The organism is Erythrobacter aurantius, from assembly GCF_023823125.1.
Lineage (GTDB): Bacteria > Pseudomonadota > Alphaproteobacteria > Sphingomonadales > Sphingomonadaceae > Erythrobacter > Erythrobacter aurantius.
In genome coordinates this window covers 2,829,119-2,841,844 of record NZ_CP090949.1, presented here as the reverse complement: position 1 = coordinate 2,841,844, position 12,726 = coordinate 2,829,119, and the positions used below count along the sequence as shown (strand labels likewise).

Annotated in this window: 14 protein-coding genes; 10 read left to right on the top strand and 4 right to left on the bottom strand. The window is 62.0% G+C overall.

The annotated features are described in order from the left end of the window. Nucleotides 1-123: 123 nt before the first annotated feature. Nucleotides 124-291 (bottom strand): hypothetical protein, encoded by a 168-nt coding sequence (locus L1K66_RS13620; protein WP_252258346.1) that lies wholly within the window; start codon nucleotides 289-291, stop codon nucleotides 124-126. Between the two features lie 179 nt (nucleotides 292-470). Here L1K66_RS13620 and pspF point away from each other — a divergent pair, with 179 nt between their 5' ends. The 8 genes from pspF (at nucleotide 471) to L1K66_RS13580 (ending at nucleotide 8,786) form a co-directional block, all read left to right on the top strand. After that, nucleotides 471-1,526 carry a phage shock protein operon transcriptional activator gene (gene pspF / locus L1K66_RS13615; protein ID WP_252258345.1) on the top strand — a complete coding sequence of 352 codons (1,056 nt, stop codon included), beginning with the start codon at nucleotides 471-473 and terminating at the stop codon, nucleotides 1,524-1,526. A gap of 125 nt (nucleotides 1,527-1,651) precedes the next feature. Further along, nucleotides 1,652-2,023 carry a PilZ domain-containing protein gene (locus L1K66_RS13610; RefSeq protein WP_252258344.1) on the top strand — a complete coding sequence of 124 codons (372 nt, stop codon included), beginning with the start codon at nucleotides 1,652-1,654 and terminating at the stop codon, nucleotides 2,021-2,023. A gap of 69 nt (nucleotides 2,024-2,092) precedes the next feature. Further along, nucleotides 2,093-2,506 carry a PilZ domain-containing protein gene (locus L1K66_RS13605; protein ID WP_252258343.1) on the top strand — a complete coding sequence of 138 codons (414 nt, stop codon included), beginning with the start codon at nucleotides 2,093-2,095 and terminating at the stop codon, nucleotides 2,504-2,506. 175 nt (nucleotides 2,507-2,681) lie between these two features. Beyond that, a complete protein-coding gene (gene rimP / locus L1K66_RS13600; protein ID WP_252258342.1) occupies nucleotides 2,682-3,248 on the top strand; it encodes a ribosome maturation protein RimP in 567 nt (188 codons plus the stop codon). Then, entirely contained in the window at nucleotides 3,248-4,906 is a 1,659-nt protein-coding gene (gene nusA, locus L1K66_RS13595) for a transcription termination factor NusA (protein WP_252258341.1), read from the top strand. The genes rimP and nusA overlap by 1 nt, the downstream gene beginning before the upstream one ends. Next, the gene (locus L1K66_RS13590; RefSeq protein WP_252258340.1) at nucleotides 4,887-5,615 is read left to right on the top strand and encodes a DUF448 domain-containing protein; all 729 of its coding nucleotides are present in this window, start codon (nucleotides 4,887-4,889) and stop codon (nucleotides 5,613-5,615) included. The genes nusA and L1K66_RS13590 overlap by 20 nt, the downstream gene beginning before the upstream one ends. Before the next feature lie 82 nt (nucleotides 5,616-5,697). After that, nucleotides 5,698-8,244: a translation initiation factor IF-2 gene (gene infB, locus L1K66_RS13585; RefSeq protein WP_252258339.1), complete on the top strand. Its 2,547-nt coding sequence runs from the start codon at nucleotides 5,698-5,700 to the stop codon at nucleotides 8,242-8,244. Nucleotides 8,245-8,342: 98 nt separating this feature from the next. Then, nucleotides 8,343-8,786 (top strand): PaaI family thioesterase, encoded by a 444-nt coding sequence (locus L1K66_RS13580; protein ID WP_252258338.1) that lies wholly within the window; start codon nucleotides 8,343-8,345, stop codon nucleotides 8,784-8,786. Nucleotides 8,787-8,871: 85 nt separating this feature from the next. Here the strand turns inward: L1K66_RS13580 and L1K66_RS13575 are convergent, their stop codons facing one another. Continuing rightward, nucleotides 8,872-9,132, bottom strand: coding sequence for a hypothetical protein (locus tag L1K66_RS13575; protein WP_252258337.1), 261 nt, complete (start codon nucleotides 9,130-9,132; stop codon nucleotides 8,872-8,874). 137 nt (nucleotides 9,133-9,269) lie between these two features. Here L1K66_RS13575 and rbfA point away from each other — a divergent pair, with 137 nt between their 5' ends. Next, nucleotides 9,270-9,677: a 30S ribosome-binding factor RbfA gene (gene rbfA / locus L1K66_RS13570; RefSeq protein WP_252258336.1), complete on the top strand. Its 408-nt coding sequence runs from the start codon at nucleotides 9,270-9,272 to the stop codon at nucleotides 9,675-9,677. A gap of 18 nt (nucleotides 9,678-9,695) precedes the next feature. On the opposite strand, the gene L1K66_RS13565 is transcribed toward rbfA, so the two are convergent. Further along, nucleotides 9,696-10,316 (bottom strand): YceI family protein, encoded by a 621-nt coding sequence (locus L1K66_RS13565; RefSeq protein WP_252258335.1) that lies wholly within the window; start codon nucleotides 10,314-10,316, stop codon nucleotides 9,696-9,698. Between the two features lie 75 nt (nucleotides 10,317-10,391). Next, entirely contained in the window at nucleotides 10,392-12,014 is a 1,623-nt protein-coding gene (locus L1K66_RS13560; protein WP_252258334.1) for an AbgT family transporter, read from the bottom strand. A 122-nt stretch (nucleotides 12,015-12,136) separates the two neighbouring features. On the opposite strand from L1K66_RS13560, the gene L1K66_RS13555 reads away from it, so the two are divergent. Next, nucleotides 12,137-12,712: a thymidine kinase gene (locus tag L1K66_RS13555; RefSeq protein WP_252258333.1), complete on the top strand. Its 576-nt coding sequence runs from the start codon at nucleotides 12,137-12,139 to the stop codon at nucleotides 12,710-12,712. Nucleotides 12,713-12,726 lie beyond the last annotated feature (14 nt).

Below are 12,726 nucleotides of genomic sequence, written 5' to 3'. Positions count from 1 at the left end.
GAGCGCTGCCGCCAGAGCCGTCGCGCGTCGGGGAAAGCGCGTCGCTCGCCTTGGCGGCATTCGCGGGGGGAGTGGTGCGCTCCGGCCCGAAGGGGATGTCGTCTCGCTTGCTCAAGGCAAGTCTCAAGCCAGCTCAACCAGCATGATGCTGTCGCCTTGCGGCTGCGCGATCTGCGCATCCTGCGAAGTCAGCGTCATCTGGGTGGTGAGCGCGATCATCGCGGTCATCGCGAACACGCTGGCAAGCGAAGCCTGGCCCAGCTTGGTGTTGAAGAAAGCGCGGTTGTACATGGTCTTGGCCTCCGAAAGAGTGTGACTGAAACTGTTGCTCCAAACTTTGCAACCGCCGTGCCAAAACCGAAAAACCGCGGAAATCCGGCCAAAATGCGTGACAATCCGATGAACGACTTGGCGGCTATTGCCAACCCTTGGGATTTTTCACTATATCTTGGCTGGAAAGGAGTTCGGGGTTGGAGCGCGAGAACCAGTTTATCGGCCAGTCCGGCGCCTTCCTCGACGCGGTGGAACGCGCCAGCCGCGCCGCACCCATGAGCCGCCCCGTGCTGGTGATCGGCGAACGCGGAACCGGCAAGGAGTTGATCGCCGAACGTCTTCACCGCCTCTCCAACCGCTGGGACGCGCCGCTCGTCACCATGAACTGCGCGGCCTTGCCCGAAACCCTGATCGAAGCTGAATTGTTCGGCCACGAAGCGGGCGCCTTCACCGGTGCTACCAAAGCGCGAGCCGGAAGGTTCGAAGAAGCCGACAGGGGCACGTTGTTCCTCGACGAACTGGGCACTTTGTCGATGGGCGCGCAAGAACGGCTGTTGAGGGCGGTCGAATACGGCGAGGTGACGCGCATCGGATCATCGCGCCCGATCCGGGTCGATGTCCGGATTGTCGCGGCCACCAATGACGATTTGCCCGCTCTAGCCGAAAGCGGAGAATTCCGCGCCGACCTGCTCGACCGGCTAAGCTTTGAAGTGATCACCCTGCCGCCGCTGCGCGTTCGCGAAGGCGATGTCGGCGTTCTGGCCGAATATTTCGCGCGGCGCATGGCGGCTGAACTCGATTGGCACCGCTGGCCCGGATTTGCTCCGCATGTGATGGAGCAGCTCGAAAATTACGAATGGCCCGGCAACGTCCGCGAATTGCGCAATGTCGTGGAGCGCGCCGTCTATCGCTGGGACAATCCCGACATGGCTGTCGCCCATGTCCAGTTCGATCCGTTCGAAAGCCCGTGGAAGCCGCTGACGCCCAATCATCGGCGAGCAGACAGCAAACCGCCGTTCGCGGCAAACAACAGCGGTGGGCCGCAACCCAACGGTGCGGTTCCGCCCGGTGTCGATTTCGAGCAGATCGACGATCTTCGCGCCGCCGTTGACGCGCATGAACGCGCGATTGTCGAGCATGCGCTTGGGAAACACCGTTGGAACCAGCGCCAGACGGCCAAGGCGCTGGGCCTGAGCTATGACCAGCTGCGCCACGCGATCAAGAAGCACGGCCTGATGGAAGAAGGTGAGTGATTACAGCTCGCAAGGCTGATCGGGCGTGAGCCAATAGCGTATTGGAAACACGGCAATTTTGCCCCCGAGCTTACCATTCCTTTACCACCTTCGGCCAATATGTCGCCAGAAGCTCAGGTGGTTCGATGGAACAGCAACGACTCGAGACAGCAGAACGCGCCGCTCCGCGCCTGCCCTTGTCCCTGCCCGGAACGCTTTTGGCCGTGACCGGCAACCAGAACTGCATTCTCGTGAACCTGTCGCGCACCGGTGTGCTGATCGCGCTGCCCGAACCTTTGAAGTTGGGGGCGGAGGGCTATCTGCGTTGCGGCCCGATCGATCATTTCATGGTCGTCACCCGCAAGCAAACGGGCATGAACGCGCTGTCTTTCGACATACCGGTGGACGATCATTTCGTTTTCGGGATCCGCCAGTATCAGGAAGGGCAGGCCGAACGCGAACAGGAAGAAATGATCGAAGCGGTGATGGCCTGGACGTCAGGCAAGGGCCTCCGCTAAAACTACGGTGTTAATCCCTATCCGGGCCTGAACCCATTTTTCGTGCCTCCGGTTCAAGTTGGCACGATCATGCAGTTTGACCGTGTCCCTGGGCCGACTTTAATCGACAATGACCCCGAACAGATCGTGGGTCGTCGCCATGCGCCTCGTTTGCGTTTGTCGATCCCTGCGCGACTGTTGACCCTTGACGGAGCTTCGCGCTGCATCCTCGTCAACTTGTCGCGTACAGGCGCTCACATCGGCCTCAAGCAACCTCTGGCTGCTGGTGCAAGAGCGATCCTGCAGGTTGATGGCATCGACAGTTTCGGTTTTGTGACGCGCTGCGACATCGGCCCGAATGGCGGTTCGAACGGTTTCGAATTCGAAGATCCTCTGAGCGATGCGGAAGTCCTGGCCATGCGGCAATACGCCGAGGGTCTGGAAAGATATTTGGAGGCGCGTCTGCGCCGCCAAGCTGAAGCCTGGGTCGAAGGCAAGATCTAGCCGCCCCTCTATCTTTGCGTCGGCTGCGCAGAAGGCTTGCCAAACCCGTGCGCTGCGCCTATCTGCGCTGACATCCCGACATCGTCGTGACTTTGAAGGGGCTGGCGCCACTGGGGGCCGGCACCAAAGGCCATTGTCATAAACCTTGTCACTCAAAGCTGCTATAAAGGATTGCATGACCGATATCGCGCGCCTGATCGAGCTCATCGAACCGGAGGCAAATGCCCTGGGGTTCGAGCTCGTGCGCGTGCAGATGATGCAATCCGAAGCCGGCGACGGCGGCGAGGCGCTTCAGATCATGGCTGAAGACCCGGCAACCGGGCAATTGATCATCGAGCAATGCGCCGCCTTGTCGCGCCGTGTTTCGGAAATGATCGATGCGCGCGAGGAAGCGGGCGAGGTCCTGGTCGAAGGGGCCTATCACCTCGAAGTGTCGTCGCCCGGCATTGACCGTCCGCTCACCCGCGAAAAGGATTTCGCCAACTGGGCCGGACACGAGGCGCGCATCGTGATGCGCAAGGGATTTGACGGCCAGCGCACTTACAAGGGCGAACTGGGCGGGATCACAGGCGGCATGGTGACGATCACCGATGCCAAGGCGGGTGAAGTCACGCTTCCCCGCGATGAAATTCACAGCGCCAAGCTCGTCCTGACGGACGCGTTGATCGCTGCTACCAGACCCATCGACACCACTGGTGCCGAGGATATTGTCGAAGAAACAGAAGAAAAGGCAGACGACTGATGGCCAGTGCCATTTCCGCCAACAAGGCTGAACTGCTCGCGATTGCGAACGCCGTTGCATCGGAAAAGATGATCGACAAGTCGATCGTCATCGAAGCGATGGAAGAAGCGATCCAGAAATCGGCGCGCAACCGCTATGGTGCCGAAAACGATATCCGCGCCAAGCTGGACCCGCAGACCGGTGATCTGACGCTGTGGCGTGTGGTCGAGGTGGTCGAGGAAGTGGACGACTACTTCAAGCAGGTCGATCTCAAGCAGGCCGAGAAGCTTCAGCCGGGCGCTGCCGTCGGCGATTTCATCGTCGATCCGCTGCCGCCGGTCGATCTGGGCCGTATCGACGCACAGTCGGCCAAGCAGGTGATCTTCCAGAAGGTCCGCGATGCCGAGCGCGAGCGTCAGTACGAAGAATTCAAGGATCGCGCGGGCGAAATCATCACCGGCGTGATCAAGTCGGTCGAATTCGGCCATGTGATCGTGAACCTTGGCCGTGCCGAAGGTGTTATCCGTCGCGACCAGCAGATCCCGCGCGAAGCCGCCCGTGTCGGCGAGCGCGTGCGCGCGCTGATCACCAAGGTCGAACGCAACAACCGTGGGCCGCAGATCTTCCTGTCCCGTGCGCATCCTGACTTCATGAAGAAGCTGTTCGCGCAGGAAGTGCCCGAGATCTACGACGGCATCATCGAGATCAAGGCCGCCGCCCGCGATCCGGGCAGCCGCGCCAAGATCGGCGTGATCAGCCGGGATTCGAGCATTGACCCGGTCGGCGCATGCGTCGGCATGAAGGGCAGCCGCGTGCAGGCTGTCGTGCAGGAACTGCAGGGCGAAAAGATCGACATCATTCCGTGGTCGGAAGACACCGCCACCTTCGTCGTCAACGCGTTGCAGCCGGCAACCGTCGCGCGCGTGGTGCTGGACGAGGAAGACGGCCGCATCGAAGTCGTCGTGCCTGACGATCAGCTTTCGCTCGCCATCGGGCGTCGCGGCCAGAACGTGCGTCTGGCCAGCCAGCTGACCGGCCACCAGATCGACATCATGACCGAGGAAGAAGCTTCGGAGAAGCGTTCGAAGGAATTCGCCGAACGCTCCAAGATGTTCGAGGAAGAGCTCGACGTCGACGAAACCCTGTCGCAGCTGCTTGTAGCCGAAGGCTTCGCGATGCTCGAAGAAGTCGCCTATGTCGAAATGTCCGAACTGGCCGCGATCGAAGGCTTTGACGAAGAGCTCGCCGAAGAACTTCAAAGCCGCGCGATCGAGGCGATCGAGCGTCAGGAAGAAGCGCACCGCCAGGTTCGTCGCGAACTGGGCGTCGAAGACGCGCTGGCCGAAATGCCGCACCTGACCGAAGCGATGCTGGTCACACTCGGCAAGGCGGGGATCAAGACGCTCGACGATCTGGCCGATTTGGCCACCGACGAACTGATCGCCAAGAAGCGCGAAGCACCGCGTCGCCGTGGCAATGCCGACGGTCCGCCGCAGCGTCGTTCGCAGCGTGAAGGCGACAAGGGCGGCGTGCTGGGCGAATACGGCCTCAGTGAAGAGCAGGGCAACGAGATCATCATGGCTGCCCGCGCACACTGGTTCGAAGACGAAGAGCCCGCTCAGGAAACTTCCGGTTCGCCGGAAAGTCAGGAGGCCGCCGATGCGGACTCCACCCAATGAGCGCGTAGGTTCAGACATCGCTGAAGACGCGGACTCCCCCGTTTCGGGGAGCGAGCGTCGCTGCCTGCTTTCGGGCGAGGTTGGCCCGCGCGATCAGATGATCCGGCTGGCCATTTCGCCCGCGGGCGAAGTGCTGCCCGATCCGGCTGGCAAGGCACCGGGCCGGGGCGCTTGGATCATGCCTGATCGCGCCGCGCTTGAAACCGCGATAGCCGATGGCCATTTCAAGCGGGCGTTGATGCGCGCATTCAAGGGCGGGCCGGCCAAGGGTGACGGAGCAGGCGGTTCGCTTTCCTACAGCGACGATTTGCCGCAAGCGATCGAAATGGCGCTGACTCGCAATCTGCTCGATCGGCTGGGGCTGGAACTGCGCGGTGGCAACATCGTGCTGGGTTCGTCCCGCATCGCCGAACAGGCCCGCTCGGGCAGGATCACGCTGCTGCTCCACGCAAGCGACAGCAGCGAAGATGGGCGCAAGAAGCTTGACCAAGCATGGCGGGTCGGGCTGGACGCCGAAGGATCGGGATTGCGCGGAACCGTCTTGCCTCTGGACCGCGATGCGCTGTCTGTGGCATTGGGCCGCGAAAATGTCGTCCATCTGGGCGTTTCGGGTGTGAAGGACGGGCGCGATGACGCGTCGCGCGCTTCGATCCGGGTAGGGCAGGCGGCCACGCGCGTGTCGCGTTTCGTGGGGAGCGATCCCCCATGACCGGCGGCCACTGACCAACCAGCATATGCGCAGGGCTTCCTGCGTGTGACGATAGAAGATTTTGAAGGACAAACGAGCAAGCATGAGCGACGACACAGAAAAGCGCACCCGTAAACCGCTGGGCCTGAAGAGGGCGGTCGATGCTGGTGAGGTCAAGCAGACCTTCAGCCATGGCCGCACCAACAAGGTTGCGGTCGAGGTGAAGCGGCGCCGCAAGCTCGTAAAACCAGGCGAAACGCCTGCACCCGAGGCTGCGCCTGCACCCACCCCGGCCCCTGCGCCCGAACCGGCACCGGCTCCCGTTGCCAAGAAACCCGCCGCGGCCAAGGCGCCCGCGCGGGCTCCGGCTGGCGAAACCCCTCAAGAACGCGTCGCGCGGCTTCAGCGCGAGGCTGAGGAAGAGCGCCTGCGGCTCGCCGAGGAAGCGCGCAAGCGTGACGAAGAACGCGCCCGCAAGGAGGCCGAGGAGGCCAAGCGCCGCGAAGAGGACAATCGCAAAGCCCGCGAAGAAGCTGAAAAGCGCGCGGCAGAAGAAGCCAAGGCCGCAGCCGAAGCTCCGGCGGAAGAGCCTGAGACCGAAGAAGCGGACAGCTCCAGCGGCGACGGCCCTGCGCCCGCTCCGCGCAAGTTCACCCCGGTTGCCCGGCCTGAACCCAAGCGTCCGGAAAAGAAGAAGAAGGACGACAAGCGCGCGCCCAAGGAAGAAACCGGCGGCGGCAAGGACAAGCGCCGTTCGGGCAAGCTGACCGTCACCAAGGCGCTGAACGAGGATGAAGGCCGCCGTGCGCGCAGCCTCGCCGCACTGAAGCGTGCGCGCGAGAAAGAACGGCGGATGCAGGGCGGTGGTTCGTCCAAGCCGCGCGAAAAGCAGGTGCGCGACGTGGTCGTGCCCGAAGCAATCACCGTGGGCGAACTGGCCAAGCGGATGGGCGAAAAGGGCGCCGATCTGGTGAAGGAACTGTTCAACCTCGACATGATGGTCACCGTCAACCAGACGATCGATCAGGACACGGCGGAACTGCTGGTCGAACAATTCGGCCACAACATCACCAAGGTTTCCGAAAGCGATGTCGACATCCAGACCGAAGAGGATGTCGATCCCGAAGAAACGCTGCGTCCGCGCCCGCCGGTCGTCACGATCATGGGCCATGTCGATCACGGCAAGACCTCGCTGCTCGACGCATTGCGCGGCACCAATGTGACCAAGGGCGAAGCCGGCGGCATCACCCAGCACATCGGCAGCTATCAGGTCACAACGAAGGACAAGCAGAAGATCACCTTCCTCGACACGCCGGGCCACGCTGCATTCACCGAAATGCGCGCGCGCGGTGCAAACGTGACCGATATCGTGGTGCTGGTGGTGGCTGCTGACGACGGCATCATGCCGCAGACGATCGAGGCCATCAATCACACCAAGGCCGCTGGCGTCCCGATGATCGTGGCGATCAACAAGATGGACAAGCCGGAGGCCGATCCGGCCAATGTGCGCAACCGTCTGCTCGAACACGAAGTGATTGTGGAACAGATGTCGGGCGATGTGCAGGATGTCGAGATTTCGGCCAAGACCGGCCAGGGCCTCGACAAGCTGCTCGAAGCGATCTCGCTCCAGGCCGAACTGCTCGAACTCAAGGCGCGCCCTGACCGCGATGCCGAAGCAACCGTGATCGAAGCGCAGCTTGACAAGGGCCGTGGCCCGGTCGCGACGGTGCTGGTCACGCGCGGCACGCTGAAGCGTGGCGATACCTTTGTGGTCGGCACCCAGTCGGGCCGTGTCCGCGCCATCGTCGATGACAGCGGCAAGCAGATCAAGGAAGCCGGGCCGTCGATGCCGGTCGAGGTTCTGGGCCTTGGTGGCGTGCCGTCAGCCGGGGATCAGCTGACCGTGGTCGAAAACGAACAGCGCGCCCGCGAAGTCGCCTCGTTCCGCCAGCAGAAGGCGACCGAGAAGCGCACTGCGCTTGCACCCACCAGCTTTGACACGATGTTCAGCAATCTGAAGTCGAACGTGATCGAATGGCCGGTGGTGGTGAAGGCCGACGTCCAAGGTTCGGTCGAAGCCATCGTCAATGCGCTGCACAACATCTCGACTGACGAGATCAAGGTGCGCGTGCTGAATGCCGGTGTCGGCGCGATTACCGAAACCGACGTGAACCTTGCCGCGGCATCGAACGCACCGATCATCGGCTTCAACGTGCGTCCCAATGCCAAGGCGCGCGATCTGGTGAAGCGCGATAACGTTCGGATGATGTATTACGATGTCATCTATCACCTCACCGAAGAGGTGGCGAAGGAGATGGCGGGCGAGCTTGGCCCCGAACGGATCGAGACGGTTGTTGGCCGTGCCGAAGTCAAGCAGGTTTTCCCCGCTGGCAAGAAGGACAAGGCAGCCGGTCTGCTGGTGCTCGACGGGGTCATCCGCAAGGGGCTCCACGCGCGTCTCACCCGCGACGATGTCATCGTGTCGGCCACCACCATCGCTTCGCTGCGGCGGTTCAAGGACGACGTGGACGAAGTCCGCGCGGGCCTGGAATGCGGTGTGGTTCTGGAAGACACCAACGACATCAAGGCAGGCGACAACCTCGAAATCTTCGAAGTCGAACTGCGTGAGCGGACGCTGGAGGTAGGTTGAATTCTGGCCCAGTCCCGGTCGGCGGGGGCTTTGATCGACAGGTCGAGGTCTGGCGGGTTCGATTCCCGCCCTTCGGGTCCCCAAACTGACTGGTGATCATGGCTGACATGGCTGCATATTTCCCCGATGACGCGAGCGGTTCGCCCCACACGGCGCTACTCGGTTCGCAATTCGTCTCGTTTGATGAAGCCACGCAAACCGCGACCATGCGTTTCACCGTCAAGCGCGAGATGTGCACCTGGCGGGGCGGGGTGCAAGGTGGCCTGATCGCGGGTTATCTCGACGATGTGATGGGCTATGCCTTTGTCGCCGCCACCGGGGGCGAGATGGCACCGCTCAATCTCGAAATCTCGATGACGCTGATCCGCCTGATCCCAGAAGGGGCGACCGTGATCGGCAAGGGCCGGGTGGTGAAGGCCGGTCGCCGGGTCGTATTCCTCGAAGGCGAATTGCTGGCAGAGGATGGCACGGTTTACGCCCGCTCAACCTCAACCGCGATCCCCACTCCGCGCCCGTCGCCTACCGAAACCGGAATGGGCTGAAGCCGGCAAGGCCGAAATGAAAAGGGCAGGCGATGGTCTGCCCATCGCCTGCCGCTCCATTTGGTTTCCGACAATTTGCGTCAGATTAGCCGGTTGCACCGTCGCGGGCTGCCGGGGCCGCAGTGTTGACCTTGCCTGCCTTGGCTGCAGGAACGCGGCGTTCGCGGTCATCCTGATCGTCACGGGCGATCTGTGAAGCATCACGTTCACCTTTGGTTTCGCCCTTGGCTGCGGCCAGGTTCTGGGCGTGGCGCTCAGCGGTGCCGGGGGTGGTGTGGCGCTGCGCAGCTGCCATCGAAGGGGCGATGAGAGCTGCCGCAACAAGGATGGAAGTGAAGGTTTTCATAGGGATCACCATCTGGTTGCATTGGTAACTAGGAGATGGCGTATCTATGCAATTGCGACTTAATGTCAAGGATGTGCAGGGCGGATTGGCAAGAAGCTCGCAAGCCTGATAGGGGCGGGCAAAGAGGTTTGAACGACATGGCAAAGCGACAAGAATTCACCGCAGAACAGGCTTCGGTTCGCGTGCTCAAGGTGGGCGAACGGGTGCGCCATATCCTGTCCGAATTGCTCGCCCGTCAGGAAGTTCACGACGAGGTGGTGAGCGCGTCGAACATCTCCGTCACCGAGGTGCGGATGACGCCCGATCTGCGGCATGCGACGGCCTATGTGAAGCCGCTGCTGGGTGCGGGGGATGATGAGGTCGTCCATGCCTTGCGGCAGAACACCGCCTTTCTTCAGCGCGAAGTGGCCAAGCGTCTCGGCCTGAAATTCGCGCCCAAGCTGAAGTTCCGCAAGGATGAAAGCTTTGCCGAAGCCGACCGGATCGAGGCGCTGCTGCGCGATCCCAAGGTTGCCCGCGATCTGGGCAGTGACGAGGAAGAATAGTTCCCCGTCAGGTCAGGCTCAACGCGGCACCATGCGCGCCCTCAGCCTGATATCGACATTGTTGCCGACGATGAGCTGATAGCTTTTCATCCCGTAATTGCGCCGGTCAATCTCCATCTCTCCGGTAAAGGTGATGGCAACCCCGCTTGCCTTGGCCGGATCGGTCTCGAACTCGACACTCAGCGTTTCGGGCCGAGTCACGCCGCGCGCGGTCAATTCGCCCCGGACGGTGCCCTTCGTCGCCGAAGTCATCCGCAGCGACCTTCCGACGAACCGGATCGTGGGATAGCGTTCAACCCAGAAGAACCGCTCGCCGCGAAGACGTTGGAGTGTGGTTTCGTCGGGTGCCTCGATTGCGACGGCATCGAAAGTCACGTCGATCACCGCGCGTTCGGGCGCGCCGGGGACGATGCTGACAGCGCCCTGCATCCGGGGAAAGCGTGCCGTCTTGCTGGCGAGGCCGAAGAACGGCACCCGAGCCGACACATTGCTGGCGCTCGCGTCGAGCCGATAGTTGATTGTCGCTGCGGTTTGTGCGGGTGCCGGAGCCGTCGCCGAAGCGGTTGATTGCGCAGTCGTACCCACCGGCAGCGAAACCGCCAGAATGGACAGCAGTATCGGGCGCAACCAGCTTTTCATCGGCACTCCTTACCACATACAACCTGTATCCAGCGCAACAGGTTTCCGAATTTCTGCAATCTCCCGCCGAACGGTTCAGTTTGCGGGCTGGATTGCGGGCGGGGCGGTTGCTGTCGGCACCTCCATGAACACGCTCGCCCCCGGCCCCAGCGGCAGGTCGAGCACGACCCAGCCGATCGTGAGCGCCAAGCCGGAAACCAGCAGGCCGATCGAGAACGGCAGCATGACTGCGGCCAGCGAACCGAGGCCGAAATCCTTGTCCCAGCGCTGGCAGAAGATCAGGATCAGCGGGAAATACACCATCAGCGGCGTGATGATGTTGGTCGCCCCATCGCCCACGCGATAGGCCGCCGTCCCCATTTCAGGCGAAATGCCGAGCAACATCAGCATCGGCACCATCACTGGCGAAATCAGCGCCCATTTCGCGCTGGCCGATCCGACAAACAGGTTGAGCAGCGCGGAGACGAGGATGATCGAAGCCAGCAGCGCCCATGCGGGCATATTGGTGCTGCCAAGGAAATCCGCGCCATTCACCGCAAGGATCAAGCCCAGTTCCGACCATGCGAACATCGCCACGAAATGCGCGGCGGCAAAGGCAAGCACGAGGTAATACGCGAGATCCTCCATCGCGCCCGACATCATCTTCACCAGATCGCGGTGATCGCCGATGGTCCCGGCGCCTTTGCCATAGGCCCAGCCTGCCAGCAGGAAGAGTACGAAGAACCCTGCGACAAGGCTCTGGTAAAACGGCGTCAGACGCGCGCTTTCCAGTTCCGCCTCCTCATTGATCAGCGGCGTACCCGGCCCCCAGGTCATCAAGATCCACAGTGCGACCACGGACACGACAGCGAGGCCGGCATAGGCAAGGCCGCGCTTTTCGGCGTCACTCAGGGGGCGATCGCCGTCTTCGTCGCTGGCCATGTTTCCGGCCCGCTCAGGATTCCATTTGCCCAGCTTGGGTTCGATAATCTTGTCGGTCACGAACCAGATCACCGGCAAGAAGACAAAGGTCATCCCGGCAATGAAGTACCAATTGCCCGCGATGTTGGCAGTGAAATCGCCAAACACGGTCTCCACCGCCGCTTCGGTGATACCGAACAGCAGGGCATCAAGCTGGCCGGGCAGCAAATTGGCCGAAAACCCGCCGGAAACCCCCGCAAAGGCCGCGGCAATCCCGGCAATCGGGTGGCGACCGGCTGCGTGGAATATGATGCCTGCGAGTGGGATCAGCACCACATAGGCCGCATCGGCCGCAAGGTTGCCCATCATCCCCACCAGCACGATGATCGGGGTGAGCAAAGCCTTTGGCGCATCGCGCACACCGGCGCGCATCGCAGTTCCGAACAGGCCCGAACGCTCCGCCACGCCTGCGCCCAGCATCACCACCAGAACATAGCCGAGCGGGTGGAAATGGGTGAAGGTCTTGGGCATTTCCACCCAGAGTTTCTGGATGTTTTCGGGTGACAGCAGGCTCTTTGCGGCAATCACTTTCGCCGCCCCGGTATCGGGATCAATCTCGGTCGGGTGGAGCGCCGAAAGCCCGGCCACGTCCGCAATCACCGAAATCGCGACCAGAATGAAGATCAGCCAGAAAAACAGAAAGACCGGATCAGGCAGCTTGTTTCCGTGGCGTTCGATCCAGCCGAGAAAGCCGGTCATGCCTTCGTTCGATTTGGTCGCGTCTGCGGCCGATGCCATATGTCTGATCCCCGATTGCTCAAATCAATAATGCGAATGGCTAGCATCGCGCAGCTTGCCTGTCACACCGATTAATCAACAGGCATCTGGCGCGTTTCATCCGGGGCGGTTAGGCATCGCAGATGGCCAAGCTGTATTTCTATTTTTCCAGCATGAACGCGGGCAAATCGACCACCATGCTGCAAGCCGATTTCAACTATCGCGAGCGCGGCATGGCGACGATGCTGTGGACGGCAGAGCTCGACACCCGCTCTCAGGGAATGGTGCGCAGCCGGATCGGGCTGGAGGCGGGGGCGCATCTCTATCGCCCGGATACCGATCTGCTCGTAGAAATCAGCGCCGCCAAGGCGCAGGGGCCGCTCGATTGTGTGCTGCTGGACGAAGCGCAGTTCCTCACCCCCGAACAGGTCTGGCAATTGGCTGCGGTGGCCGATGAATTGGGTGTCCCTGTGCTGTGTTATGGTCTGCGCACCGATTTCCAGGGCGCGCTATTCCCCGGATCGGCGGTGCTGCTTGGCATTGCCGATACGCTCGTCGAGTTGAAGGCAGTATGCCACTGCGGTCGCAAGGCGACGATGAACCTGCGCGTGACCGAGGATGGAAGCGCGGTGAAGCAGGGCGCGCAGACCGAAATCGGCGGCAATGATCGCTATGTCGCGCTCTGCCGCAAGCATTTCAGCGCGGCATTGAAGGCGTGACACTGGTTTAGCGC